Source organism: Catellatospora sp. NPDC049111 (assembly GCF_040648615.1).
In the GTDB taxonomy this organism is placed as follows: domain Bacteria; phylum Actinomycetota; class Actinomycetes; order Mycobacteriales; family Micromonosporaceae; genus Catellatospora; species Catellatospora aurea.
Genome location: NZ_JBEZEB010000043.1, coordinates 34,086 through 57,321, shown reverse-complemented (window position 1 = coordinate 57,321; position 23,236 = coordinate 34,086). Strand labels below are relative to the sequence as shown.

The 23,236-nt window shown below is 72.3% G+C and carries 17 protein-coding genes and 1 pseudogene; 11 read left to right on the top strand and 7 right to left on the bottom strand.

The features are described from left to right. Positions 1-191 precede the first annotated feature (191 nt). From AB0B66_RS35955 to AB0B66_RS35930, 6 genes and pseudogenes are all read left to right on the top strand, one after another. Positions 192-1,778 (top strand): ABC transporter ATP-binding protein, encoded by a 1,587-nt coding sequence (locus AB0B66_RS35955; RefSeq protein ID WP_360538539.1) that lies wholly within the window; start codon positions 192-194, stop codon positions 1,776-1,778. Beyond that, the gene (locus AB0B66_RS35950; protein WP_360538495.1) at positions 1,775-3,184 is read left to right on the top strand and encodes an ABC transporter permease; all 1,410 of its coding nucleotides are present in this window, start codon (positions 1,775-1,777) and stop codon (positions 3,182-3,184) included. Before AB0B66_RS35955 ends, AB0B66_RS35950 begins: the two co-directional genes overlap by 4 nt. Positions 3,185-3,201: 17 nt before the next feature. Beyond that, positions 3,202-4,455 carry an ABC transporter permease gene (locus AB0B66_RS35945; protein ID WP_360538537.1) on the top strand — a complete coding sequence of 418 codons (1,254 nt, stop codon included), beginning with the start codon at positions 3,202-3,204 and terminating at the stop codon, positions 4,453-4,455. Between the two features lie 78 nt (positions 4,456-4,533). Further along, positions 4,534-4,929 (top strand): annotated as a pseudogene (locus tag AB0B66_RS35940) (cytidine deaminase); the annotation flags it as partial. A gap of 11 nt (positions 4,930-4,940) precedes the next feature. Continuing rightward, entirely contained in the window at positions 4,941-6,218 is a 1,278-nt protein-coding gene (locus tag AB0B66_RS35935; RefSeq protein WP_360538493.1) for a thymidine phosphorylase, read from the top strand. Positions 6,219-6,222: 4 nt separating this feature from the next. Next, a complete protein-coding gene (locus AB0B66_RS35930) occupies positions 6,223-6,900 on the top strand; it encodes a DUF4272 domain-containing protein (RefSeq protein WP_360538491.1) in 678 nt (225 codons plus the stop codon). Between the two features lie 157 nt (positions 6,901-7,057). On the opposite strand, the gene AB0B66_RS35925 is transcribed toward AB0B66_RS35930, so the two are convergent. Continuing rightward, a complete protein-coding gene (locus AB0B66_RS35925; RefSeq protein ID WP_360538535.1) occupies positions 7,058-7,957 on the bottom strand; it encodes a putative RNA methyltransferase in 900 nt (299 codons plus the stop codon). A 34-nt stretch (positions 7,958-7,991) separates the two neighbouring features. On the opposite strand from AB0B66_RS35925, the gene AB0B66_RS35920 reads away from it, so the two are divergent. Beyond that, positions 7,992-9,059, top strand: coding sequence for an adenosine deaminase (locus AB0B66_RS35920; RefSeq protein ID WP_360538489.1), 1,068 nt, complete (start codon positions 7,992-7,994; stop codon positions 9,057-9,059). On the opposite strand, the gene AB0B66_RS35915 is transcribed toward AB0B66_RS35920, so the two are convergent. After that, positions 9,031-9,447 carry a hypothetical protein gene (locus AB0B66_RS35915; RefSeq protein WP_360538487.1) on the bottom strand — a complete coding sequence of 139 codons (417 nt, stop codon included), beginning with the start codon at positions 9,445-9,447 and terminating at the stop codon, positions 9,031-9,033. The genes AB0B66_RS35920 and AB0B66_RS35915 overlap by 29 nt on opposite strands. A 504-nt stretch (positions 9,448-9,951) precedes the next feature. Between AB0B66_RS35915 and AB0B66_RS35910 the strand changes: the two genes are divergently transcribed. From AB0B66_RS35910 to AB0B66_RS35895, 4 genes are read left to right on the top strand one after another with little or no spacing between them, the layout of a single operon-like run. Continuing rightward, a complete protein-coding gene (locus tag AB0B66_RS35910) occupies positions 9,952-13,182 on the top strand; it encodes a nitrate- and nitrite sensing domain-containing protein (protein WP_360538485.1) in 3,231 nt (1,076 codons plus the stop codon). Beyond that, positions 13,179-13,583 (top strand): roadblock/LC7 domain-containing protein, encoded by a 405-nt coding sequence (locus AB0B66_RS35905; protein ID WP_120318037.1) that lies wholly within the window; start codon positions 13,179-13,181, stop codon positions 13,581-13,583. Before AB0B66_RS35910 ends, AB0B66_RS35905 begins: the two co-directional genes overlap by 4 nt. Positions 13,584-13,641: 58 nt before the next feature. Further along, positions 13,642-14,019 (top strand): DUF742 domain-containing protein, encoded by a 378-nt coding sequence (locus AB0B66_RS35900; RefSeq protein WP_120318038.1) that lies wholly within the window; start codon positions 13,642-13,644, stop codon positions 14,017-14,019. A 1-nt stretch (position 14,020) separates the two neighbouring features. Continuing rightward, the gene (locus AB0B66_RS35895; protein WP_203698195.1) at positions 14,021-14,617 is read left to right on the top strand and encodes an ATP/GTP-binding protein; all 597 of its coding nucleotides are present in this window, start codon (positions 14,021-14,023) and stop codon (positions 14,615-14,617) included. A gap of 217 nt (positions 14,618-14,834) precedes the next feature. Here the strand turns inward: AB0B66_RS35895 and AB0B66_RS35890 are convergent, their stop codons facing one another. From AB0B66_RS35890 to cydD, 5 genes are all read right to left on the bottom strand, one after another. Next, positions 14,835-16,037 (bottom strand): ABC transporter substrate-binding protein, encoded by a 1,203-nt coding sequence (locus tag AB0B66_RS35890; protein ID WP_360538482.1) that lies wholly within the window; start codon positions 16,035-16,037, stop codon positions 14,835-14,837. A gap of 246 nt (positions 16,038-16,283) precedes the next feature. Continuing rightward, complete coding sequence (locus AB0B66_RS35885) at positions 16,284-18,932, bottom strand: transposase (RefSeq protein WP_360538480.1); 2,649 nt, start codon at positions 18,930-18,932, stop codon at positions 16,284-16,286. Positions 18,933-18,991: 59 nt separating this feature from the next. Beyond that, entirely contained in the window at positions 18,992-19,819 is an 828-nt protein-coding gene (locus tag AB0B66_RS35880) for a DNA primase (RefSeq protein ID WP_360538478.1), read from the bottom strand. Between the two features lie 71 nt (positions 19,820-19,890). Beyond that, positions 19,891-21,564, bottom strand: a complete 1,674-nt coding sequence (cydC, locus tag AB0B66_RS35875) for a thiol reductant ABC exporter subunit CydC (protein WP_360538476.1) — start codon at positions 21,562-21,564, stop codon at positions 19,891-19,893. Beyond that, positions 21,561-23,219 carry a thiol reductant ABC exporter subunit CydD gene (gene cydD, locus AB0B66_RS35870; protein WP_360538474.1) on the bottom strand — a complete coding sequence of 553 codons (1,659 nt, stop codon included), beginning with the start codon at positions 23,217-23,219 and terminating at the stop codon, positions 21,561-21,563. Before cydD ends, cydC begins: the two co-directional genes overlap by 4 nt. Positions 23,220-23,236 lie beyond the last annotated feature (17 nt).

The following is a 23,236-nucleotide window of genomic DNA, read 5'->3' as shown; positions in this document are numbered from 1 at the left end:
CGCTGTCCCCGCCACGGAATCCGTGGTCGAGGTGGCGGCCGGACCGGTTGAAGCCTCAGTGCGGACCGGGGAGTGCGCTCCCCCCGGACCGCCCACATAATGAGCGCACACTCGCCCTCGGAAGGCGTGACGTCGCGGCACCCCCGCCGCCCGGCCGGTTCCGGTGGTGCACGGACCAACGGAGGTCGGAGCTGAGACTCGAACTGCGCGGCATCACCAAGCGATTCGGTGACCTCGTCGCAAACGATGACATCCACCTGACCGTCGAACCGGGCGAGATCCACGCGCTGCTCGGCGAGAACGGCGCGGGCAAGTCCACTCTCATGAACGTGCTGTACGGCCTGCTGCAGCCGGACGAGGGCGAGATCCTCGTCGACGGCGCGCCCGTACGGATCAAGGGACCCGGCGACGCCATCAAGGTCGGCATCGGCATGGTGCACCAGCACTTCATGCTCGTGCCGGTCTTCTCCGTCGCCGAGAACATCATGCTCGGCGCCGAACCGGCCCGCGGCGGGTTCATCGACCACGCCAAGGCCGTCAAGCTGGTGCGCGAGGTCTCCCAGCGCTACGGCCTGCCGCTGAACCCCGATGCGATCATCGAGGACCTGCCGATCGGCATCCAGCAGCGGGTCGAGATCGTCAAAGCGCTCACCCGCGATGTCGACCTGCTGATCCTCGACGAGCCGACCGCGGTGCTCACCCCGCAGGAGACCGACGAGCTGCTCGACGTCATGCGCGGGCTGAAGGCGGCCGGCAAGTCGATCGTCTTCATCACGCACAAGCTGCGCGAGGTCAAGGCGGTGGCGGACCGCATCACGGTGATCCGCCGCGGCCGGACCGTGGGCACCGCCGACCCGAGCGCCCCCGAGGCGGAGCTGGCCGAGCTGATGGTCGGCCGCAGCGTCGTGCTGGAGGTGCCGAAGGAGGCGGCGGTGCCGGGCGAAGCGGTGCTGGAGGTCTCCGGCCTGGTGGTCGCGGACGACCGCGAGCACCGCGCGGTCGACGGCGTGGACCTGGTGGTACGCGCGGGCGAGGTGCTCGGCATCGCGGGCGTGCAGGGCAACGGGCAGACCGAGCTGGTCGAGTCGATCATGGGCTTGCGCCCCTCGCGGGCCGGTGAGGTGAAGCTGTCCGGCAAGCCGATCACCACCTGGCACACCCGAGAGGTGCTGCGCGCCGGGGTCGGCTACGTGCCCGAGGACCGCAGCGTCGACGGCCTGGTCAAGGAGTTCTCGGTCGCCGAGAACCTGGTGCTCGACCTGTACGACCTGCCGCCGTTCGGTGGCCGGTTCGCACTCGACCTCGACGCCATCGCGGTCCAGGCGGAGCAGAAGATCGCCGAGTTCGACGTGCGCACCCAGTCGGCGCATCAGCCGGTCGGCGCGCTGTCGGGCGGCAACCAGCAGAAGGTCATCGTGGCCCGGGAGATGTCCCACCCGCTGAAGCTGCTCATCGCGTCGCAGCCGACCCGCGGCGTGGACGTCGGCTCGATCGAGTTCATCCACTCCCGCATCGTCGCCGAGCGCGACCGCGGCGCGGCGGTGCTCGTCGTCTCCAGCGAGCTGGACGAGGTGGTGGCGCTGGCCGACCGGGTCGCGGTGATGTACCGCGGGCGGGTGCTGGCCGTCGTCTCCCCGGACACGCCGCGCGAGACGCTGGGCCTGCTGATGGCCGGCATCGACCCCAGTAGCAGCTCGCACACCCCCGGGACCCCGGCATCCGGCGAGCAGGACACCCAAGGTGAGGGTATGAGCGAGCACGGCGAGGCAGCCTCATGACGTCGCACGAGCCGATCGAGGCCGAACCCGGCGCGACCGCCGCGTCGCCCGACAAGAGCCCGGCGCTGCCGACCACCCCCGGCGTCGACCAGTACCACGTCGACCCGGCGCTGCCCGCCGCCGGTCAGGCGGAGCACCACGACCAGGCGGAGCGGCAGCCGAAGCACCGCGCGCCCGAGGTGGAGGGCAAGCGGTCCTTCGCGCGCGCGTTCCGCGAGGAGCTGTGGGCCGACAACAACTTCACGGTCACCCTGCTGGCGATCGTGCTCGCGCTGATCTGCGGCGGCGTGCTGATGGTCGTCGGCAACGCCGAGGTCCGCGACCAGTGGCAGTACCTGCTCTACCAGCCGGGCAAGACGATCGGCGACACCTGGGCGTTCGTCAGCACCGCGTACACCGACATGTTCAAGGGCGCGGTCGTCAACCCGGACACGGTGAACCGCTGGTACTGGAACATGACCACCTGGCAGCAGGTGTTCTACCCGATCTCGGAGACGCTGACCAACGCCGCGCCGCTGATCTTCACGGGTCTGGCCGTGGCGGTGCCGTTCCGGGCCGGCCTGTTCAACATCGGTGGCCAGGGCCAGGCGATCATGGGCGCGATCGGCGGCGGCACGGTCGGCCTCGCGCTGTCGCTGCCCGCGATCGTGCAGGTGCCGCTCGGCGTGCTCGCGGGCGCGCTGCTCGGCGGGCTGTGGGGCTACCTGGTCGGCGTCCTCAAGGCGCGTACGGGCGCGCACGAGGTCATTCTGACGATCATGCTGAACAACATCGCGTTCCTGTTCCTGGGCTGGTTCATCCTGCAGCAGGGGATCAAGGACCCGAACCGGTCGGACGCGATCAGCAAGCCGATCCAGGAGTCCGGAAAGCTGCCGCAGCTGATCCCGGACCCGCTGCTGCGGGCCAACCTCGGCATCGTGCTGGCCGTGCTGGCCGCCGCCGGAGTGGCCTGGCTGCTCAAGCGCGGCCGGTTCGGCTTCGAGCTGCGGGCGGTCGGGCACAACCCGCACGCCGCGGCGACCGCCGGCATCAAGGTCGGCACCACCATCGCGCTGACCATGGCGCTGGCGGGTGCGCTGGCCGGTCTCGGCGGCACCAGCGTCGCGCTGGGCACCGCCCCCGCGCTGACCGTCGACATGCTCGGCCAGATCGGCTTCAACGGCATCCTGGTCGCGCTGCTCGGCCGGGTCCGGCCGTGGGGCGTGGTCGGCGCGGGCCTGCTGTTCGGCGCCCTGCAGGCCGGCGGCAACGCGATGCAGACCTTCTCCGGCGTGTCCGTCGAGCTGGTCGGCGTCATCCAGGCACTGATCGTGCTCTTCGTCGCCGCCCCGGCGCTGGTGAAGGCGATCTACAGGCTGCGCAGGTCGCCGGCTGCGGCCGCGCAGGCCGGATTGGCGAAGGGGTGAGCGTGACTACCTCCACGATGAGCGTCGAGCTGGCGGTGCCGGAGGCCTACTGGACCCGCACCCGCAAGACCGGCGCAGTCATGATCGTCCTGGGCCTGCTGGCCACGATCGTGTTCGGTGCGCTGGCCGGCTCGGAGAACGCGCGCTTCGCGCTCGGCGAGACCGTGGACGGGGCCGGGTTCGACATCCCGGGCACGTTCGGCGCGATCTTCTTCGGGCTGGTCGCGCTCGCGGCCGGGGTCGCGATGCTGGTCACCGGCCGATACTTCGGCGTGCTGACCGGCGTCGCCCTGATGGGCTTCATCATCTCGGCGCTGTGCTGGCAGATGTCGGTGTCGCCGGTGTCGCACACCATGCCGTTGGGCTTCATCGCCGCGGCGACCTTCACCGCCGCCATCCCGCTGATCTTCGGTTCGCTCGGCGGCGTGCTGTGTGAGCGCAGCGGTGTGGTCAACGTGGCGATCGAGGGGCAGCTGCTCACCGGCGCGTTCTTCGGGGCGCTGTTCGGCACGCTCACCGGCAACTTCTGGCTGGGCCTGGTGGCGGCCGCGGTCGGCGGCGCGCTGCTGTCGGCGATCCTGGCCGTGTTCGCCATCAAGTACCTGGTGGACCAGGTGGTCGTCGGCATCGTGCTGAACGTGTTCGCCGGCGGCCTCACCGCGTTCTTCTACGAGCAGGTGATGCGGCCGGACACGGACGCGTACAACTTCCCGGGCAAGGTGCCGAGCTGGCCGATCCCGGTGCTGTCCGAGATCCCGATCATCGGTCCGGCGCTGTTCAACGGCAACATCTTCAGCTACGGCTCGCTGATCGCGGTCGTCGTGATCACGATCGCGCTGTTCCGGACCCGCTGGGGCCTGCGTACCCGCGCCGTCGGCGAGCACCCGGCCGCGGCGGACACCGTCGGCATCCGGGTGCTCGGGCTGCGGTACGCGAACGTGCTGCTCGCGGGCCTGGTGGCCGGGTTCGGCGGGGCGTACTTCTCGATGCTGTCCACCACCGGGTTCAGCAAGTACATGGTCAGCGGCGCGGGCTTCATCGCGCTGGCAGCCATGATCTTCGGGCGGTGGCACCCGGTCGGCGCGTTCTTCGCGTCGCTGTTCTTCGGCTTCTTCGGGGCGCTGACCGGCTTCCTGAACAGCATCAGCAGCCCCATCCCGAGCCAGTTCCTGAGCATGCTGCCGTACCTCGCGACGATCTTCGCGGTGGCCGGTCTGGTGGGACGCGTCCGCGCGCCCGCCGCCGACGGCAAGCCCTACGTCAAGGGCTGACGGCTAGGCTGGATGGTCCGATCTTGCGTGGCGCCCGCTCGGGCGCCACGCGTTTCGGGCGAGCGGAAAGGAACGGTCATGGACGTCGACTGGGAGAAGCTGCGGATCGCCGCGGTGGAGGTCATGCACCGGGCGTACGCGCCCTACTCGAAGTTCCCGGTGGGCGCCGCGGGCCTGGTCGACGACGGCCGGGTGGTCGTCGGCTGCAACGTCGAGAACGCCGCGTACGGCGTGGTGCTGTGCGCCGAGTGCGGCATGGTGTCGCAGCTGCACGCCACCGGAGGCGGCAAGCTGGTCGCGATGGCATGCGTGAACGGCGACGGCGACCCGCTGCTGCCCTGCGGGCGCTGCCGCCAGCTGCTCTGGGAACAGGGCGGCCCGCGCATGCTGATCGACGCCGAGGGCGGCCCGCTGACCATGGCGGAACTGCTCCCGCACGGGTTCGGCCTGGCCGAACTGGAAGCTGTCAACGGAGGTAATGGTTCATGAGTTTCGCGGCTGTGGACGTCATCCGGGCCAAGCGGGACGGTGGGGAACTCGGCGACGAGCAGATCGACTGGGTCGTCGACGCGTACACCCGGGGTCATGTCGCCGACGAGCAGATGTCGGCGCTGGCCATGGCGATCCTGCTGCGCGGCATGACCGACCGGGAGATCGCCCGGTGGACCGCCGCGATGATCGCCTCCGGGGAGCGGCTGGACCTGTCGCAGGTCTCCCGGCCGACCGTGGACAAGCACTCCACCGGCGGCGTCGGTGACAAGATCACGCTGCCGCTGACCCCGCTCGTGGCGGCCTGCGGTGCGGCCGTGCCGCAGCTGTCCGGCCGCGGGCTCGGGCACACCGGCGGGACGCTGGACAAGCTGGAGTCGATTCCCGGCTGGCGGGCCGCGCTGAGCAACGAGGAGTTCATCTCCCAACTGCGCGACGTCGGCGCGGTGATCTGCCAGGCCGGCACCGGGCTCGCCCCGGCTGACCGCAAGCTGTACGCCCTGCGCGACGTCACCGGGACCGTCGAGGCGATCCCGCTGATCGCCAGCTCCATCATGAGCAAGAAGATCGCCGAGGGCACCGGCGCGCTGGTGCTCGACGTGAAGGTCGGCACCGGCGCCTTCATGAAGTCGGTGGAGGACGCCCGCGAGCTGGCCCGCACCATGGTCGAGCTGGGCCGGGCGCACGGCGTCGACACGGTCGCCCTGCTCACCGACATGAACACCCCGCTCGGCCTGACCATCGGCAACGCCGTGGAGGTGCAGGAGTCGCTGAACGTGCTCGCCGGTGGCGGCCCCGCCGACGTGGTCGAGCTGACCTTGGCGCTGGCGCGCGAGATGCTGTCGGCCGCCGGGCTGTCCGACGTCGACCCGGCCGACGCGCTGCACGACGGCCGGGCCATGGACTCCTGGCGGGCGATGATCCGCGCCCAGGGCGGCGACCCCGACGCGCCGCTGCCGGTCGCCAACGAGATCGAGCAGGTCCGGGCGGAACGTTCCGGGACTGTGGCGTCGGTCGACGCGCTCGGCCTCGGCCTGGCGGCCTGGCGGCTCGGGGCCGGCCGGGCCCGCAAGGAGGACCCTGTCAGCGCCGCCGCCGGCGTGGTGCTGCACAAGCGCCCCGGAGACCGGGTGGCCGCCGGGGACGTGCTGTACGAGCTGCGTACCGACGACCCGTCGCGGTTGCCGGTGGCCAGGGTCGACGCCGCGTCGGCCGTCGTCGTCGGGGACGGGCCGGCACCCGTACGCCCGCTGATCATCGATCGGATCGGCTGATCACGTGGCACTGCCCGCACCGGACCCCCTTGCCGTGCGTGCCGCCAGCTTCCAGGAGCTGACCCGGCTGGGCGTGCCGCTGCCCCCGGACAGCTACCCGCTGGTATGGGAACCGGGGGACACCGTCGAGCTGCGCCCCACCGGCGAGCTGGAGGCCCGCGCGGCGATCCTGCACGTGGCGCTGGAGCGTGTCTTCGGCATGCCGCCCGCGGAGGCAGAGAAGTGGCTCGACGCCAACGCCCTCATCCCGGACGTGACCGAGCCGGAGTGGGCCTGGATCGTCGACGAACTCGGCGACCGGCAGTCGTTCGTGCTGCACCTGGACGCGCTCGCCGGGATCTGCTGGGTGCTCGGCGTCATCAAGACCCTCGACCCGCTGCTGACGCCGCCGCGGTTGATGGAGTCGCTGCCCGACCTGCACGGGGGCGAGACCTTCACCGCCTGGAAGGCACGCATCCTGGCCGCGCCGCGCGACCCCACGGTCGTCGCGGCCGCGCTCGACCTGCACTACTGCCTCGACTGGTCGTTCCAGGAGCTGGAGCGCCAGGGGCTGCCGGTGCCCGGTGAGCTGAATGCCAACGCGATCGGCCAGCGCCGCTGGGCGCTGGAGTGGTCGTCGGTGTTCCTCGGCGAGTTCCACGACCCGCCCGGCGGCTGGGAAGAGGTCGACCTCTCGGTCTGACCGATCGAGATCATCCGACTTGCCGGGCACCTGTGCGTATCTTGAACGCGCATTCGCCCAGGTGCCTGGCAAGTCGAGCGATCTTGGGTGCGGTGTGGCCGACAGGTTGGGCGATCCTCGGGCTCTGGGCGGCCCGCAGGTTGAGTGGTCTACCCGCTCAACTGGGTCGGTAGCGGCCGATTCGGACGGACGCTGTGCAGGCGACCGGGCCCGTGGCGCGAGCCCGGTCGTGGAAGGCGTTGGGCCCCATGGCGATCAGGTCGTCCGCCTCGGCGGCGGTCAGGTCCAGCGGCCACTCCAGCAGCCGCTCCTCCACGAGCGCGAAGTCGCGCAGTTCGAGGGCGAGCCGCTCGGCTTTGGACGGATCGACGCTCAGCAGGCCCAGCTGCTCGCGCAGTTCCGCGAGGTGCCGTTCGGTCGGGGTGACCACGATCAGCAGCCCGCCCGGCTTCAAGACCCGGCGCATCTGCGCGCCGTTGCGCGGAGCGAACACGTTGAGCAGCACGTCGACGCTGCCGTCGGCGAGCGGCAGGGTGCCCCAGGTGTCGGCCAGCACTGCTCCGGCCCGCGGGTGCGCCTTCGCGGCCCGCCGCAGCGCCGCCTTGCTCACGTCGAACGCCAGCCCTTCCGCCCGCGCCGCGCCGTCGAGCACCGCCGCCAGGTAGTACCCCGTCCCCGCCCCCAGGTCCACCACCAGCGGTCGCCCGCCGATCCGCTCCTGCCCGCCCGTTCCGGCGACCCTGCGCGGCTGATCAACGGCCGCCTCTTGGCGATCACGGCGGTGGGGTGGCGACACGCCGTCGAACACGCCCCCAAGTTCATGATCGACAAGGTCGGTGAGGGTGGTGGCTAGGGGGAGGTAGGCGGTGGTGGACAGGAAGGCGGTGCGGGCGGCGACCATGGCGGGGGTGTCGCCTTCGGGGAGCTTGCGGCCGGTGCCGAGGGTGACGTAGCCGTGCTTGTTGAGGTCGAAGCTGTGGTTGTGGGGGCAGCGCAGGGTGGTGAGGGTGCGGGAGAGGGGGGCGGCGCAGACCGGGCAGCGCAGCGCGTCAGTCATCTCGGCGGTGAGCACACCGAATATCTTGGTGCATGTGACTCCGACCTATGACGAGATCGTGAAGGCGCCCAAGGCACTGCTGCACGACCACCTCGACGGCGGCCTGCGCCCGGCCACCATCGTCGAGCTGGCCGCCGAGATCGGGCACGAGCTGCCCGCCACCGATCCGGCCGAACTGGGCGAGTGGTTCGTCTCCGCGGCCGACAGCGGCTCGCTGGAGCGTTACCTGGAGACGTTCTCGCACACGGTGGCGGTCATGCAGACCGCCCCGGCGCTGCGCCGGGTGGCCCGCGAGTGCGCGCTGGACCTGGCCGCCGACGGCGTGGTGTACGCCGAGGTGCGGTACGCGCCCGAGCAGCACCTCACCGCCGGGCTGACGCTGCCGGAGGTGGTGGAGGCGGTGCTGGCCGGGTTCGCCGAGGGCAGCGAGCAGGCGGCCGCGGCGGGCAGCCCGATCCGGATCGGCACCCTGCTCACCGCGATGCGGCACGCCGCTCGCTCGATGGAGATCGCCGAGCTGTCCACGGCGTACCGCGACGCGGGCGTGGTCGGCTTCGACATCGCGGGGGCGGAGGCCGGCTACCCGCCCACCCGGCACCTGGACGCGTTCGAGTACCTCCAGCGGGAGAACTTCCACTTCACCATCCACGCGGGCGAGGCGTTCGGGCTGCCCTCGATCTGGCAGGCGCTGCAGTGGTGCGGCGCGGACCGGCTGGGTCACGGCGTGCGCATCGTCGACGACATCGAGCCGGGCACCGGCAAGCTGGGCCGGCTGGCCGGGTACGTGCGCGACAAGCGGGTGCCGCTGGAGCTGTGCCCGTCGTCGAACGTGCAGACCGGGGCGGCCGCCTCGATCGCCGAGCACCCCATCGGGCTGCTGCGCGACCTGCGCTTCCGGGTGACGGTCAACACCGACAACCGGCTGATGAGCGGCACCTCGATGTCGCGGGAGATGGCGCTGCTGGTGGAGGCGTTCGGCTGGGGCTGGGCGGAGCTGCAGTGGTTCACCATCAACGCCATGAAGAGCGCGTTCATCCCGTTCGACGAGCGCCTGACGATCATCAACGAGGTGATCAAACCGGCTTACGCGAAGCTGCTGTGACCAGCAGCCGCGCGCGGCGGTGCAGCGCCGCGGCGGTGGTGGGCCGGCAGCCCAGCTCGCACTGCCGGCCCAGCACCTGAGCGTCCTCCCGCCACAGGCGCAGCCCGCGGCGCACCAGGACCAGCGGCGGCTTGCGGTTCTCGGCCAGGTCGCGCACCAGCCGCCGGGCGAACGTGACGGTGCGCGGGCGGTGCAGCGCGAGCGCGTCCGCGAGCACACCGGCCTGTGTGCACGCATCCACCATCTCGGCGGCGAAGATGCCCTCGGCGATGAACAGCGGCGCGCCCGCCAGCTCGAACGGCCGGGTCCCGATCCGGGCACTGAGGCCGATGTCGTACACGGGCACCTGGGTGTGGCCCGTCTCGGCCAATTGTGTGACCGCCGTCATAGCCGCGTCCAGGTCCCAGGAAAAAGGGGACTCCCAGTCGACCATCTCATTCACTCGGGGGAGTGTCGGGTCGGCACCTTCCTTGTAAAAATCATCAAGGCACAGGACCGGAAGTCCGGTCTGGCGCGCTACGTACGACTTGCCCGATCCGGAAGGGCCGGCAAGAAGGATAACTCGGGCGCTTTGGACACTCACCGTGCGTGACTCCAAGGAAACTGCGGGCTGAACTGTGCGGGTGGCCTGCATGAGCATCCCATTCGGTGTCGGATTCCAGGCAGCCTGGGCTTTCCTCTTTTCACCGGGCGTGATGGAATCTCGGGGGTCCGTCCCAAGCTCGCCGGGATGGACTGTGTACGGTGCCCGGCGCGACCCCCGCGCCATCCGCACTTTCGCGGATCTCGATGGTGGTACCGACAGGAGGGCGGTGACGTGAGCAAGCGGCCAGGAACGCAGAACAACGCGGTCCTTTCGCGTCTCCGACGGCCGATGAGCCGGCTCCGGGACATGCCGATCTGGTCCAAGCTGGGCCTGATCATGATCGTTCCGACCTTGGCCACGATCGTCGTTGGTACCAACGGTCTGTTGGGCAACCTCGACACAGCGACCGGCGCCGACCGCACGCGGATTCTTTCCGTGCTGGTGAAGGAGTCCGGCGCACTCGTCGACAACCTCCAGAACGAGCGCGCGGCAGGCGTCATGGTGCTTGGCGCGACCAGCATCCCGCCGGCGTCCTACGAGAACGCAGGCAAGCTGGTCGACGAGGCCAAGAAGCCGTACGCGCAGCAGCGCGGCGCGCTGGTCGACGTCGACGACAGCCTCCGCGACCTGCTCGTGCAGATCGATGCGGGCCTGTCCAGCCTGCCCTCGGTGCGGGAGCAGGTGAAGGACCGCAAGATCAAGCAGTCTGACGCGGCCATGCGCTACCAGGTGATCATCGATTACCTGCTGCAGATCCGCGACAAGGCCGCCCAGATCGCCGGTGGTGGCGAGCTCGGTGACGGCCTGCGCGCGGCCAGTGCGATCGCGACCTACAAGGAGTTCCTCTCCCAGGAGCGCGTCATCGTGCACCGGGCGTACGCGCTCGGCGGCCTGAACACCGGTCTGCGCAAGGACTTCATCGCCACGCTGACAGGCCAGGAGCAGGCGCGCGACGCCTTCGAGTCGGTCGCCAGCGACGCGGACATGGACCTGTTCAACAGCCAGGTGACCGGCCCGACGCTGCGCAAGTCGTCGAAGTTCCAGGCCGACATCGAGGCCCTGCTGGGCGAGTCGCTCAGCTCGCTGAACTTCTCCGCGGCCGAGTGGGACCAGAGCATGCGCGACCACGGCGGCGTGCTTCGCAAGGTCGAGGCGCAGCTGGACTCCGACGTCGAGGTCACCGCGAGCGACCTGCGTGACGAGGTCACGCAGAAGGTGCTCGTGCAGACCGGCCTGCTGCTGGGCATGCTGCTGCTGGCGATCCTCTTCGCCTGGCTCGTGGCCCGCTCGATGGCGCGGTCGCTGCGTGAACTGCGCCACGGCGCGCTCAGCATCGCCCAGTACGGCCTGCCGCAGGCGGTGGCCCGACTGCGCGACCCGGCGCTGTCGTCACAGCTGTCGCCGGTGCAGGTCGCCAACCAGATCGCCGAGCCCCTGCCGGTGCGCAGCAAGGACGAGTTCGGGCAGGTGACCGAGGCGTTCAACGCGGTCCACCTGGAGGCGGTCCGCACCGCCGCCGAGCAGGCCGCGCTGCGGTCGTCCGTCGCGACGATGTTCGTCAACCTCGCCCGCCGCTCACAGATCCTGGTCGACCGGCTCATCGGTCACCTGGACCGCCTCGAGCGCGGTGAGGAGGACCCGGACCGGCTGGCCGAGCTCTTCCAGCTGGACCACCTGGCCACCCGAATGCGGCGAAACGACGAGAACCTCCTGGTGCTCGCCGGCGCCGACTCCACCCGTGTGCAGCGCGAACCCGCGGCCCTGCTGGACGTGCTCCGTGCCGCCCAGTCCGAGGTCGAGCACTACACCCGGATCGAGTTCGGGGTCATCGACCGTGACATCGAGGTCGCCGCACACGCGGTCAACGACCTGGTGCACCTCATCGCCGAGCTCTTCGACAACGCGACCGCGTTCTCCCCGCCGGACTCGACCGTCATGGTCGAGGCGCGCCGGGTCGGCGACCGCGCCGTGCTGTACGTCGAGGACCACGGCATCGGCATCTCGCCGGACATGCTCAACGAGATCAACGAGAAGCTGGCCAGTCCGCCCCAGGTGGACGTGGCGGTCTCCCGGATGATGGGCCTGGTCGTGGTCGCGCGGCTCGCCGCACGCCACGGGGTCAAGACGGAGCTGCGGCTCTCGGCCGACCGGGGCATCATCGCCGACGTCACCCTGCCGACCGCGGTCCTGGTGCCGCGTGCCCTGGCCGGTGGACGCGCCGCCCCCGCGGCACCGCGTGAGCTGCCCGGGTTCGCCCCGGCTCCGAACATGCGCCAGCAGGCTCCGGCGGCTCCCGCGCAGCGCTCGTCCTCCTTCGCGCCGCTGGCGCTGGAGTCGGGCTCCGGCATGGGCGCCCCGGCCGGCGCCGGCCGTCCCGTCAACGGCGGCGGCAGCGGCGGGCGGCTCTTCGACGCCCCGCCGACGCCGCCGGCACCGGAGTTCCCCGCCAGCACGCCGCCCTCGCGGGCCGGCATGCCGGCGTGGTCGGACCTGACCGGTGTCAACGGCTCCGACGCGTCCCGCCGCAACAACGGCGAGGCGCTGCCGCAGCGGCGGGTTCCGGCCGAGGCCGAGCGCCCGGAGGCGTTCAACCAGCCGCAGATCCCGCGGCAGCCGTCGTCGCCCGTGGAGGAGCGCGCCAACCCGTCCTGGAACCAGCAGAGCTGGGCCGGGCCGGCGGTGCCGACGCCGCAGGCGCCGAGCAGCCCGTACGCGAGCCCTGGCATGCCGATCTCGGCCGTCCCGGTCTCCGCGGTTCCGGTCTCGGCAGCGCCCGTCTCAGCGGCTCCGGTGGACGTTCCCGCGTCCGCCGCGCCGCCGGCCTGGCCGCCGGTGAGCCGTGACGAGAGCCCGGTCATGCCGGACATGACGGCAGAGATGCCGCGCGTTCCGGCCGAGTACCCGGTCGTCGACACCCGGGTCCCGTTCGCGGACGAGACCATGGAGCTGCCGATCTTCCGGGAGCTGGAGTCGGCCTGGTTCAGCACGCGGCGCACGGCAGTCGATACGCCAGCTCAGGACGAGAAAACTGCCCCTCCCGCGAACGTCCCCCAAGACACTACGATCACCGCACAGTTCCCTGCCGTTGACCGCAACGGGCACGGGAGCAACGGTGCACCGAAGGTCAGCAGCACAGCGGCGGGAGCTTCCGACCTGCCGAGCAGGGACGTGAGCATGGGGAGTACGCAGTCTGGCCGTGAGGCCGCCGGATACGAGGTGCCGGCGCCCTACCGGCCGAGCTGGCAGACGGCCGCGGACGACGGCTGGGCGGCTGCCAGCGCGATCGCCAACAGCACCCCACCCTCGGAATCGACGGCCGCTGGGCTGCCCAAGCGCACCCCGATGGCACAGCTGGTCCCCGGCGGTGTGGAGAAGGGCGCTACCACCGTGCAGCGCCGTACGCCGGAGGGCGTCCGCGGACTGCTCTCCGCCTATCACCGCGGGGTGCAGCGAGGCCGCACTCAGCACAAGGACGATGATGTGATTCCGGGCTCCACCGAGGCCGGAAGCCAGTCTGGCAAGGAGCAGGAGGCATGACCACTACGCAGGATCTTGGTTGGCTGTTGGCCAACTTCGCGGACCGGGTGCCGGGCGTCGCCCATGCGGTCGCGGTGTCCGCGGACGGCCTACTGCTCGCCGCCTCCCGGGATCTTCCCCGGGACCGCGCCGACCAGCTGGCTGCCATCTCGTCCGGTCTGGTGAGCCTCACGCAAGGCGCAGCCCGCTGTTTCGAGGGTGGCGCGGTGTTGCAGACTGTCGTGGAGATGGACAACGGGTTCCTTTTCCTGATGTCCATCTCGGATGGCTCGTCGTTCGCGGTGCTCGCTTCGCGGAGCTGCGACGTCGGCCAGGTCGGGTACGAGATGGCGCTTCTCGTGGACCGGGTGGGCGACGCGCTCACGCCGGCCCCGCGCAGCGCCGCAGGCGTGCTGGGCTGAGGCACAACCGTCCCGGAGGGTCCGGGGACGGCACTGGGGAAGGGGGTGAACGGCGACGATGCCCGACAGAGAAGAACCGACCGGCGCATTGGTACGGCCGTACGCCGTGACCCGTGGCCGCACCCGGCCGCGATTGGAGATCGCGATCGAGGCGCTGGTGGAGACGACCGTACGCGGTCGATCTGCCGGCACCTCGGGTCGCGGCGGCCACGGGCGGGAACACCAACACATCGCGTCCCTCTGCGACGGCAAGGTGCAGTCGCTCGCGGAGATCGCGGCACGGATGCGGCTGCCGCTCGGTGTCGCCCGTGTCCTCATCGCGGACATGGCGGCAGACGGCCTGGTCGCGGTATACGAGCCGACGTCGTTTGAGAGTAACGACGCGGTAGGCACTGAACTGCTGGAGAGGGTACTCAGTGGACTTCGGAGGCTCTGACATGTCACACCGCCCGGGGCAACAGCCTGGCGGTCGGGTGACATCGGCGAAGATTGTCATCGCCGGCGGCTTCGGCGTCGGTAAGACGACGCTGGTTGGGTCCGTTTCGGAGATCACGCCGCTGACCACTGAAGCGATTATGACTTCGGCCGGCGTCGGCGTGGACGACACGCGCTCGGTTCCCAACAAGACCACCACCACGGTGGCCATGGACTTCGGCCGTATCTCCATCGATCGCGACCTGATCCTGTACCTGTTCGGCACGCCTGGCCAGACCCGGTTCTGGTTCATGTGGGACGAGCTCGTGCGGGGCGCGATCGGCGCGGTGGTCATGGTGGACACGCGCAGGTTGGCGGACTGCTTCGCGGCGATCGACTTCTTCGAACACCGCAAGCTGCCCTACCTGATCGCGATCAACCAGTTCGACGGGCAGCAGTACCACAACGCCCAGGACGTTCGCGACGCGCTCGCGATCTCCCAGGACGTGCCGGTGGTCAGCTGCGACGCGCGCAACCGCGAGTCGACCAAGCAGGTCCTGATCTCGCTGGTGGAGTACGTGCTATCGATGCGGCGTACCCGCACCGGCGTCTCCGCCTGACATAGCAAGCACCCTTCAGGCCCGCTGTCCCCACCGGACAGCGGGCCTGAAGTGCTGTCCCCGCCGCCTTCGCCGGCCCCCGGCCCGGCCCGCCGGCCCCTCCCGCGCCGCAACTTTTAAAGAGTCGGGGGGGGGGCCGCGCGGATGGGGCGCCCTCAGACACTGTCTGAGGGCGCGACTCTATAAAAGCTGGTCCAGAAGGAAGGGGCGCGGGGCGTCAGCTGAGGCGGACCCAGGCGTTTTGGCGGACGATGAAGGGGGCCAGGGCGTCGGCTTCGAGGCCGCCGTGGGAGATGGGCTGGAAGGCGTAGGCGCCGCTGACGCCCTCGATGGGGCCGCCTTCGAGGCGGCCGCGCAAGCGCTGCGGATCGGTGCTGACGGCACGCCGGGCGGCGGTGGCCATCAGCGTCAGCGCGTCCGCACCGTACGGGGCGAAGCCGGTGAACGAGCCGTACTGCTGGATGTAGCGGTAGATGAACGTGCGCTGGGCCCGTCCGGAGGGCGTGGTGGCCACCGTGGGGGCCCCGGCGAGCACGGCGGGGTGCACGACGTAGGCACCCTCCATCGCGCGCCTGTTCGGGCCGTTGAGGGTCTCGTCCGCGCCCGCGCCGGCGTCGAGGAACACCTTGCCGGTGTAGCCGGCGGAGCGCAGCGCGGCGACCGCGGCGGCGCTCACCGGAGCCTGCGCCCAGACGATGACCGCTTCGGCGTCCGCGTCGGCGATCCGCGCGGCGGCGCTGCCGTAGGCCCGGCCGGACCGGGGCAGGCGGACCGTGTCGACGATCTCGTGCCCGCTGGCGAGCATGGCCCGGGGGAGTGCGCGCACACCGGCGTCGCCGTGCCCGTCCGTGGTCGCCAGCACGGCGACCTTCTCCAGGCCGAGCTTGCGGATCTCGCGGCCCATGACGGCGGCGACGTCCGAGGCGTTCGGGCCGAGCTGGTAGACGAACTTGCGGTTGGGCAGCGGCACGGTCATGTCGTCACCGCTGTTGAGGCACAGGAACGGGACCTTGCCCGGCTCGCACACCGAGATGATCGCGCGGGCCGTCTCGACGGTCGCGCCGCCGATGATCGCGCTGACCCGGTCCTGCTCGATGAGGTCCTTGGCGTGCTGCATCGCGGTCGCCGCGGTGCCGCCGTTGTCTTTGACGACCAGCCGGAGGTAGAGGCGGCCCTCGCCGTACGGGATGCCGACCGAGTTGATCTCGTCGGCGCCGACCTTCAGGGCCTGCTCCTGCAGCTTGCCGAAGGTCGACCCGGTGCCGGTGAGCTCCAGGTTGACGCCGAGCACGAGTTCCCCGGTGGCACCGGCGGCGGTCGCGTCGGGCTCGGAGCAGGCAGCCAGCAGCGCTCCGGCGGCCAGTCCGAGTCCGCCGGTGAGGGCGCTGCGTCGGGTCAGTCCACCTTTGGCGCTGTTCATGACGTGCCTTTCCGTGGTGCAGGGGTGCGTGGACAGTGGCGTGAGCCACTGCCGCACACGTATCGTGCTGGCCCGCCGGCGCGAAGGTCAAGCTCAGCGGCTATGGCCAGAAACACACCATGACGCTGCGTGACCACCGCGGCCCGAACCGTCGCCGTGTACGGCGAAGATCGCCGGTTGCGGTCGGAATCTGCGGTCGCGCCGCGGATCCTGCCCCGAAACGGCGATCTTCGCCAAGCCGCCGGGTCAGCGGTAGTTGGCCGCGCGGTAGTTGTAGTCGTCCCGGTCGTCGCGGGAGTCCTGCTCGCGGGTGAAGTCCCAGCCGTTGGCCGACTCGCGGCCCGGACGGCCGCCGACGGCGAAGCCGCCCTGGCCGGGGCCGCCGCCGAGTTCCTGGTTGCCGCGCCGCCAGCCACGGAAGTAGTTGCTGGTGTGCGCGGCGATGCCGGCGGCGTCGCGGACTATGCGCAGCGGGCGCTCCTCGCGCTCCGGCGTGGAACCGGGCACCAGGTTGGCCTGCGGGACGCGGCGCGGCAGACCGGCCGTGGTGTCGACGCCGACCTGCGGCCGCGCGGCCTGCTCGGCGGCCCGCCAGCCGCTGTCCATCGTCGAGTTCCAGGTGGTCTCTGTGTCGCTGCTCGGTCCGCTGAACCAGGCCGAGGAGACCGAAGCGAAGATCAGCAGGTCGTCGTCCTCGCCGGCGGCCGGGCTGGAGGCCCGCTCGGTGCGGCGCGGCTTGGGGCGTGCCCCGGTCAGCGCGCTGTCGTCGACCAGGCGCAGCGGGGGCTCGTCGCGACCACCGCGGCCGTTGCGCCGGGCGGGCTCGTCCACCACGCGCAGCGCCGGAGACTCGGGCAGCACCAGGTCGTCGTCCAGCCACGGCGGCGTGATCCGCCCGTCGGCGGGCCGTGCGGGCTCCTCCGGCTCCGGGTTCAGCGGCCAGTTGGCGCGCGAACCGGCCGGGGCCGCGGGCGGCTGCGGCGGCATGCCCAGCGGGTCGGCCGGCATCCGGGTGAGGTCGCTCGGCACGTCGGTCGCCGACGGCCCGTTGTAGCGCGGGCGCTCCCCGGTGTCGCGCAGGTTGTCCTGCTGGAAACCGCTGCGGGCACGCTCGGCCAGCTCGTTGGCGAGCCGTTCGGCGGCCGACGGCTGGTAGCCGCGCGGGGCGCGGTCGTCGTCGCGGGACGGCGGCTGGTAACCACCGCGTGGGGCGCGGTCGTTCACCGGCTCGGCCGGCTGCTGGTATCCGCCGCGCGGGGCGCGCTCGGCCGGCATGTCGGCAGCGGGCTGCTGGTATCCGCGCTGCGGCTCGTCGGCGTGCGCCTGGTAGCCGCGGGGCGCGTCGTTCGGCGACTCGGGGTGCTGCTGGTAGCCGCGGGGCGCGTCGTTCAGCGGCTCGGCGGGCTGCTGGTATCCGCGCGGCGCACTGTCCGCCAGGTCGGCGGCGGGCTGCTGGTAGCCCAGGTGCCCCTGCTCCAGCGTCTCGTCGGGCAGGTCGGCCGACGGGGCCTGGTTGAACCCGCGTGCGGCGCGCTCGCTGCTGATGGCCGCGTTGGTCAGGGTCGGCACGAACGGCTTGTTCGCGTCGGCCGGCGCTCGCGAGGTGCGCTGAGCCGGGATCGGCGTCTGGCGCGACGGGATCGGGGTGGGCGTCTGCCGGGTGGGCGCGGCAGGGGCCTCCTGGCGCGCCGCAGCGGGCGTGGCGACGATCGGGGTACCCGTGATCGGGGTCGGCTCGAAACCGGGCGGCACGGGCGGCATGGAGGGCGCCCACGCGGGTCGCTCCACGGGCGGCGGGGCCAGCGGGGTGGCGGACACCGGCTCGGGCGCGGTCGGTGGCGCCTGCACGGGGCGCGGCTGCGCCGGTGCGGCGGTGACGGCGGTCGGCTGCACGCGGCGGCGGGCCCCGGTGGCGGCGGCCATCGCGGGCGGCGCGGAGGTGACCGCGACCCCGGTCCGCCGGACGGCGGGCTGGGTGCCCGCGGCGGCCGGCAGGGGGGCCATCCGGTCGGCGAGGGTGTCGATCAGGGCCAGGCCGGCGGCGTCGAACGAGCGCACGGCGGCCACACTGTGCCGCACGGATTCGGCCACGGCGGCCGTCAGCTGCTTGCCGACGCCGCTGCGGCGGGTCTCGGCGATCGCGACGCGCAGCGCGGTGACCGCCTCCAGCGCAGTCCCGCTGTCGCAGACGCCGTCGGCGACGAGCCGGGCGGCGACGGTCTCGGCGGTCGCACCGGTGTCACGGTTGCGGGAGCCCGACTGGCCGGCCAGCATGCCCGGCTCGGGCAGCGCCTCCAGCACGGCCAGGGCGACCGGGGCGGCGGGATCGGGGTAGGCGCGCAGGGCGGCCGGGTACAGCTCGCGCAGCACCTCGCGCAGGGCCACCGCGGCGGCGTGCCGGCCGACGGCCAGCGCCGCGTGCCCGGCCAGCACCGGCTTGAAGGCGACGAACTCGCGGGGGGCGGGACCGACCACTGCGGACAGCACACCGGCCTGCAGGGCGCGGGCGAGCCCGACGGCGCGGCGCTCGTCAGGGGAGGAGTTGACCTCGTCGAGGGACTCGTCGTCGGCGAACCGGTCGGCGAAGTCGTCGGCGGACTCGTCGTCGGTGTAAGCGATCGCCCGGCCGGACGCGGCGAGCAGCGAGATGACCTGCTGGTCGTCGCTGTCCGCGGCCACCATGACCATCGCCGAGCCGCCGAACCTCTCCGCCAGCAGCGACGTCACCAGCGCGTAGCCGGTCGGATCGTCGTTGATGACGCAGAACTCCAGCAGCCTGCCGGAGTCGTCGACAACGGCGACGGTCAGCCGGTTCAGGGCCGCCGCAAGGTTGTCCCCCGCGTCGACCTCCGGAGCTGTCGACGCGATACCGCAGTACACCCGCACGAGCGCCACGGACTCGTCCTCCTCCCGGACCCCTCGTGTGCCAAAGACTGATGTTCCCTGGTTAGGGGTCAGTCGCGCCAGTCCACAGCGCCAGAGATCTTGCCAATAATCGAGCGCCACCCGATGGATGCCTGCTCTGCCCCGATTTTCTTCAGCTTGCGCTTCGCGAAGAAAGCACCGAGTCCACCCTCTTCCGAGGCGCGCAGCGCCTCGTCGAGGTCGTCGAGCGGGGAGCCGGGGGAGAGCGCCACCAAAACGGGCTTGAGGCGAAGAGCGTAGCTCACGTCCCTGGCGAACTCCCCAGCGCGCAGGACCAGCTCGGCATCCCAGGCGTCCGGGCCGCCGCGCAGGTTCTCCACGACCAGGTCCAGTTCGTACGCGTCGTCCTCGCCCGCGACCACGTCGGTGGCCTTGACCGACTTGGCCAGCTTCGACCAGCCTTCGAGCTGCTTGAGGTCGTGCGGGGCGCCGGAGCGCACGAAGTCGGCCAGGCCCTTCGCGGACAGGAACAGCAGCAGGCGACCCTTGTGCGAGAGGAACATGGGAACTTCCTCGTCGGAGACCGCCTCGGCCTCCTCGTCCTCGTCCGCTTCCTCGGCGGCCTCGTCCGCCTCCACGGCGCGCTCGGCGACCTCGTCCTCGGCGGGACCGGCGGCGACCTCGTCGAGGGCCTCCTTGGTCCACTCGAACTCGGGCAGCTCCTCGTCGTCGGCGACGCCCATCGGGCGGCCGGTGCGGCCGGAGAAGATCGCGTCGTCGTCCTCGCGGTCGGCGATGTCGGTCGGGGTCAGCTCACTCGCGGGCCGGTACGCCCGCAGCGTCAGTCCGACCTTGCCGCCTGGCAGGGCCACCTCGACCGGCGAGACCTGGTACTCGTCCCAGAGCGTGCTTGCCACTGCTGACCTCCGCCGTTCAGCTGCCGACCTCTGCCGGGTCGGTGACTCTCCGCACACCCTAGTGGTTCGGGTCAGCCCCCGTGCGCCCGCACCCAACCCTGCGTCCCGCGCTCCTTCACGCGCCCGCCGTCCAACACCAGGACCTCGTCGAACGCGTCCAGACCGGTCAGCCGGTGGGTCACCAGCACCACCGAGCGGCTCCCGCGATGCGCCAGCACGGCCGCGAGGACCGCGTCGGCCTGCGCGGAATCCAGGCCCTCGGTCGGCTCGTCGAGCAGCAGCACCTGCGGATCGGCCAGCACCGCGCGGGCCAGCGCGAGCCGCTGGCGCTGGCCGCCGGACAGCTCCGCGCCGTCCTCGCCGACGCGTACGTCCAGGCCGTGCTCGGCCACCCAGTCCGCCAGCCCGGCGGTCCGGCAGGCGGCGAGCAGCTCCTCGTCGGTCGCCTCGGGGCGGGCCAGCAGCAGGTTGTCGCGGACTGAGGCGTGGAACAGGTGCGCGTCGGCCAGCAGCCCGGTCACCGCGGCGGGCCACCGCTCCCGGTCGTGGGCCGCGATGGGCGTGCCGGCCGGTTCGGTGACCGCGCTGCCCGTGTCGGGTGACATCGTGCCGGTGAGCAGGGCGAGCAGGGTGCTCTTGCCCGCACCGGACGGGCCGACGATCGCGACCCGGCGGCCGGGCGGCAGGTCGAGGTCGATGTCGTGCAGCGCCGGTGCGGCGTCGGGGCGGTAACGCACCCCCGCGCCGCGCAGCCGCAGGTGTACGGAACCGTCCGGGACCGCCAGCCCGCCGGACGCCGTCTCGACGAACTCGCCCAGCACCTCGGCGACCCGGCGCAGGCTGCCCTGGATCTCGGCGCCCTTGCGCGCGGCGGCCAGCAGAGACAGCGCCAGTTCCCCGGCGGCCAGGGTGGCGACGGCCAGCACCGCGAGCCACACCCCGGGCAGGCCGCGGGACAGCCCGGTGACCATCACCGCCATCGCGGTCACCCCGCCGAGTGCGGTCGCCGCGGCGTCCACCGCGAACGAGCGCCGGGCCAGGGCACGTTCCACCCGGGCCAGCTCCGCGGCGTGCGCCGCGCCGCGGGCCTCGTACCCGGGGCGGGCGCCGAAGGCGGCGAGGTCGGCCGCGCCGTGCACCAGGTCCACGGTGTCCACCGCGTACGCGGCGCGCAGCGGGGCGAGCCGGGCCGCCCCGTGCCGGGCCAGCCGGGCGGCCAGCAGCGGCAGCGCCAAACCGGTGACCAGCAGGCCGGCCAGCAGCACCAGGGCGACGGCGGGATCGGCGAGCAGGGCCGTGCCGACCGCGGCGACGGCGACCAGGCCCGCGGCGGCCATCGGCAGCAGCACCCGGATCACCAGGTCCTGCACGGCGTCGACGTCGGAGACCATCCGGCTGAGCGCGTCCGCCCGGCGGGCCGGCGGCCGGTCGACCAGGGCCGCGAAGATGCGGGCACGGACCTCGGTGACCATGCGCAGCACGGCGTCGTGGCTCGCCAGGCGCTCCACGTACCGCAGCACGCCGCGGCCGATGGCCAGGGCCCGGACCAGCACGATCGCGATCGACAGCGTGATCAGCGGGGGCTGCCCGGCGGCCGTCGCCAGCAGCCACGTCGCCGCGGCCATCAACCCCAGGCCGGCCGCCTCGGTCCCGGCCGCCAGCAGCCCGGCGCCGACGAACCGCCACCGCAGCGGGTACGCGAACGCGAGCACCCGCCGCATCGCAGAGACGCTCCGCTCGCTCATGCGGTCACCAGTTCGTGGAGGGTGCCGTGGTCGATGCGGACCACACGGGTCGCGGCGGCGAGCAGGGCGGGGCGGTGCGCGACCAGCAGGGCGGTGCGCCCCTCGATCAGGGACAGGGTGGATTCGACGACCGCCTGCTCGCTGGCGGCGTCGAGCCGGGCGGTCGGCTCGTCGAGCAGCAGCAGGGGCGCGTCGCGCAGGAACGCGCGGGCCAGCGCGAGCCGCTGGCGTTCGCCGCTGGACAGGCCGTGGCCGCGCTCGCCGAGCACGGTGTCCAGGCCCTGCGGCAGGGCGTCGACCACCGGGCCCAGCGCCGCGGCGCAGGCGGCCCGCGCGATGCGCTCCCGGGGGGCGTCCGGCGTGCCGAGGGCGATGTTGGCGGCGAGCGAGTCGGCGAACAGGTGGGCCCGCTGCGGCACCCAGCCGAGCTGCCGCCGCCAGCCGTCGAGGTCGAGTTCGGCGAGGTCCGCGCCGTCCACCAGGACCCGGCCCGAGGTCGGCACGGTGAAGCCGAGCAGCAGGTTGAGCAGGGTGCTCTTGCCGCCGCCGCTCGGGCCGACCAGGGCGATGCGCTCGCCGGGGCGGATGGTGAGGTCGACGTCGCGCAGCGCGGTGGTGCGCTCGTACGCGACGGTCACCCCCCGCAGCTCGATCACGCCGGGGCGCGGCGCGGTGCGCGTGCCCCCCGCGGTGTCGCCGTCGGCGGCGGCGAGCAGGGTGAACGCCTGGTCCAGCGCGGTCAGGCCCTCCATGCTCGCGTGGAACTTGGTGCCCGCGGCGCGCAGCGGAGCGTACGCCTCCGGGGTCAGCAGCAGCACGGTGAACGCGGCGGCCAGCGTCATCCCGCCGCCCAGCAGCCGCAGGCCCACCGGCACCGCGACCAGCGCGACCGAGATCGTGCCCACCAGCTCCAGCACCAGCGCGGACAGGAAGGCGATGCGCAGCGTGCGCATGGTCGCCGTGCGGTGCCGGTCGGCCATCTCCCGCACTGCGCCGACCTGCGCGCGGGCCCGGCCGAACGCCTTCAGCGTGGGCAGCCCGGACAGCATGTCCAGGAAGTGCCCGCCGAGCATCCGCAGCCGCCGCCACTGCCGTTCGGTGGCGTTGCGGGTCTGCCAGCCGACCAGGATGCCGAAGATCGGGATGAGCGGCAGGGTGACCAGGACGATCACCGCCGAGGCGAGGTCGGTGAAGGCGAGGGTGGCCAGCACCCCGATCGGCACGGTCACGCCCAGCACGAGCTGCGGCAGGTATCCGGTGAAGTAGCCGTCCAGCGCGTCCAGCCCCCGGCCGGTTAGCGTGGCCAGCTCGCCCGCCCGCTGCCCGGCCAGCCAGCCCGGCCCGCGCCGGCCGACCGCGGCGAGCAGGTCGGCGCGCAGGTGTGCCTTGCTCGTGGCCGCCATCCGCGCGGCGACCACGCCCAGGCCGCTGGTGAGCGCGGCCCGGGCGGTCAGCGCCAGCAGGAAGACGGTGATCGCGCCGGGATCGAGGCGCAGGTCCACCGCGGCGGCCAGCGCCCGGGCGAGCGCGACGGCCGCGGTCACGACGGCGACGGCGACGGCCGCCCCGAGCACCGCCAGCAGGACCACGTCACGCCGGGTGGACGGGACCTGCCGGAGCAGACGGGGATCGAACGGGCGCGCCACGCTGTCCATCGTGCCCGATGGCGTGG

Bases quoted from the DNA above. Each gene is read 5' to 3' on its own strand.
- cydD (WP_360538474.1), bottom strand. From the start codon at position 23,219: ATGGACAGCGTGGCGCGCCCGTTCGATCCCCGTCTGCTCCGGCAGGTC.
- AB0B66_RS35890 (WP_360538482.1), bottom strand. From the start codon at position 16,037: ATGAACAGCGCCAAAGGTGGACTGACCCGACGCAGCGCCCTCACCGGC.
- AB0B66_RS35895 (WP_203698195.1), top strand. From the start codon at position 14,021: ATGTCACACCGCCCGGGGCAACAGCCTGGCGGTCGGGTGACATCGGCG.
- AB0B66_RS35915 (WP_360538487.1), bottom strand. From the start codon at position 9,447: ATGACGGCGGTCACACAATTGGCCGAGACGGGCCACACCCAGGTGCCC.
- AB0B66_RS35900 (WP_120318038.1), top strand. From the start codon at position 13,642: ATGCCCGACAGAGAAGAACCGACCGGCGCATTGGTACGGCCGTACGCC.
- AB0B66_RS35925 (WP_360538535.1), bottom strand. From the start codon at position 7,957: ATGACTGACGCGCTGCGCTGCCCGGTCTGCGCCGCCCCCCTCTCCCGC.
- AB0B66_RS35910 (WP_360538485.1), top strand. From the start codon at position 9,952: ATGCCGATCTGGTCCAAGCTGGGCCTGATCATGATCGTTCCGACCTTG.
- AB0B66_RS35950 (WP_360538495.1), top strand. From the start codon at position 1,775: ATGACGTCGCACGAGCCGATCGAGGCCGAACCCGGCGCGACCGCCGCG.
- cydC (WP_360538476.1), bottom strand. From the start codon at position 21,564: ATGAGCGAGCGGAGCGTCTCTGCGATGCGGCGGGTGCTCGCGTTCGCG.
- AB0B66_RS35945 (WP_360538537.1), top strand. From the start codon at position 3,202: ATGAGCGTCGAGCTGGCGGTGCCGGAGGCCTACTGGACCCGCACCCGC.
- AB0B66_RS35935 (WP_360538493.1), top strand. From the start codon at position 4,941: ATGAGTTTCGCGGCTGTGGACGTCATCCGGGCCAAGCGGGACGGTGGG.
- AB0B66_RS35905 (WP_120318037.1), top strand. From the start codon at position 13,179: ATGACCACTACGCAGGATCTTGGTTGGCTGTTGGCCAACTTCGCGGAC.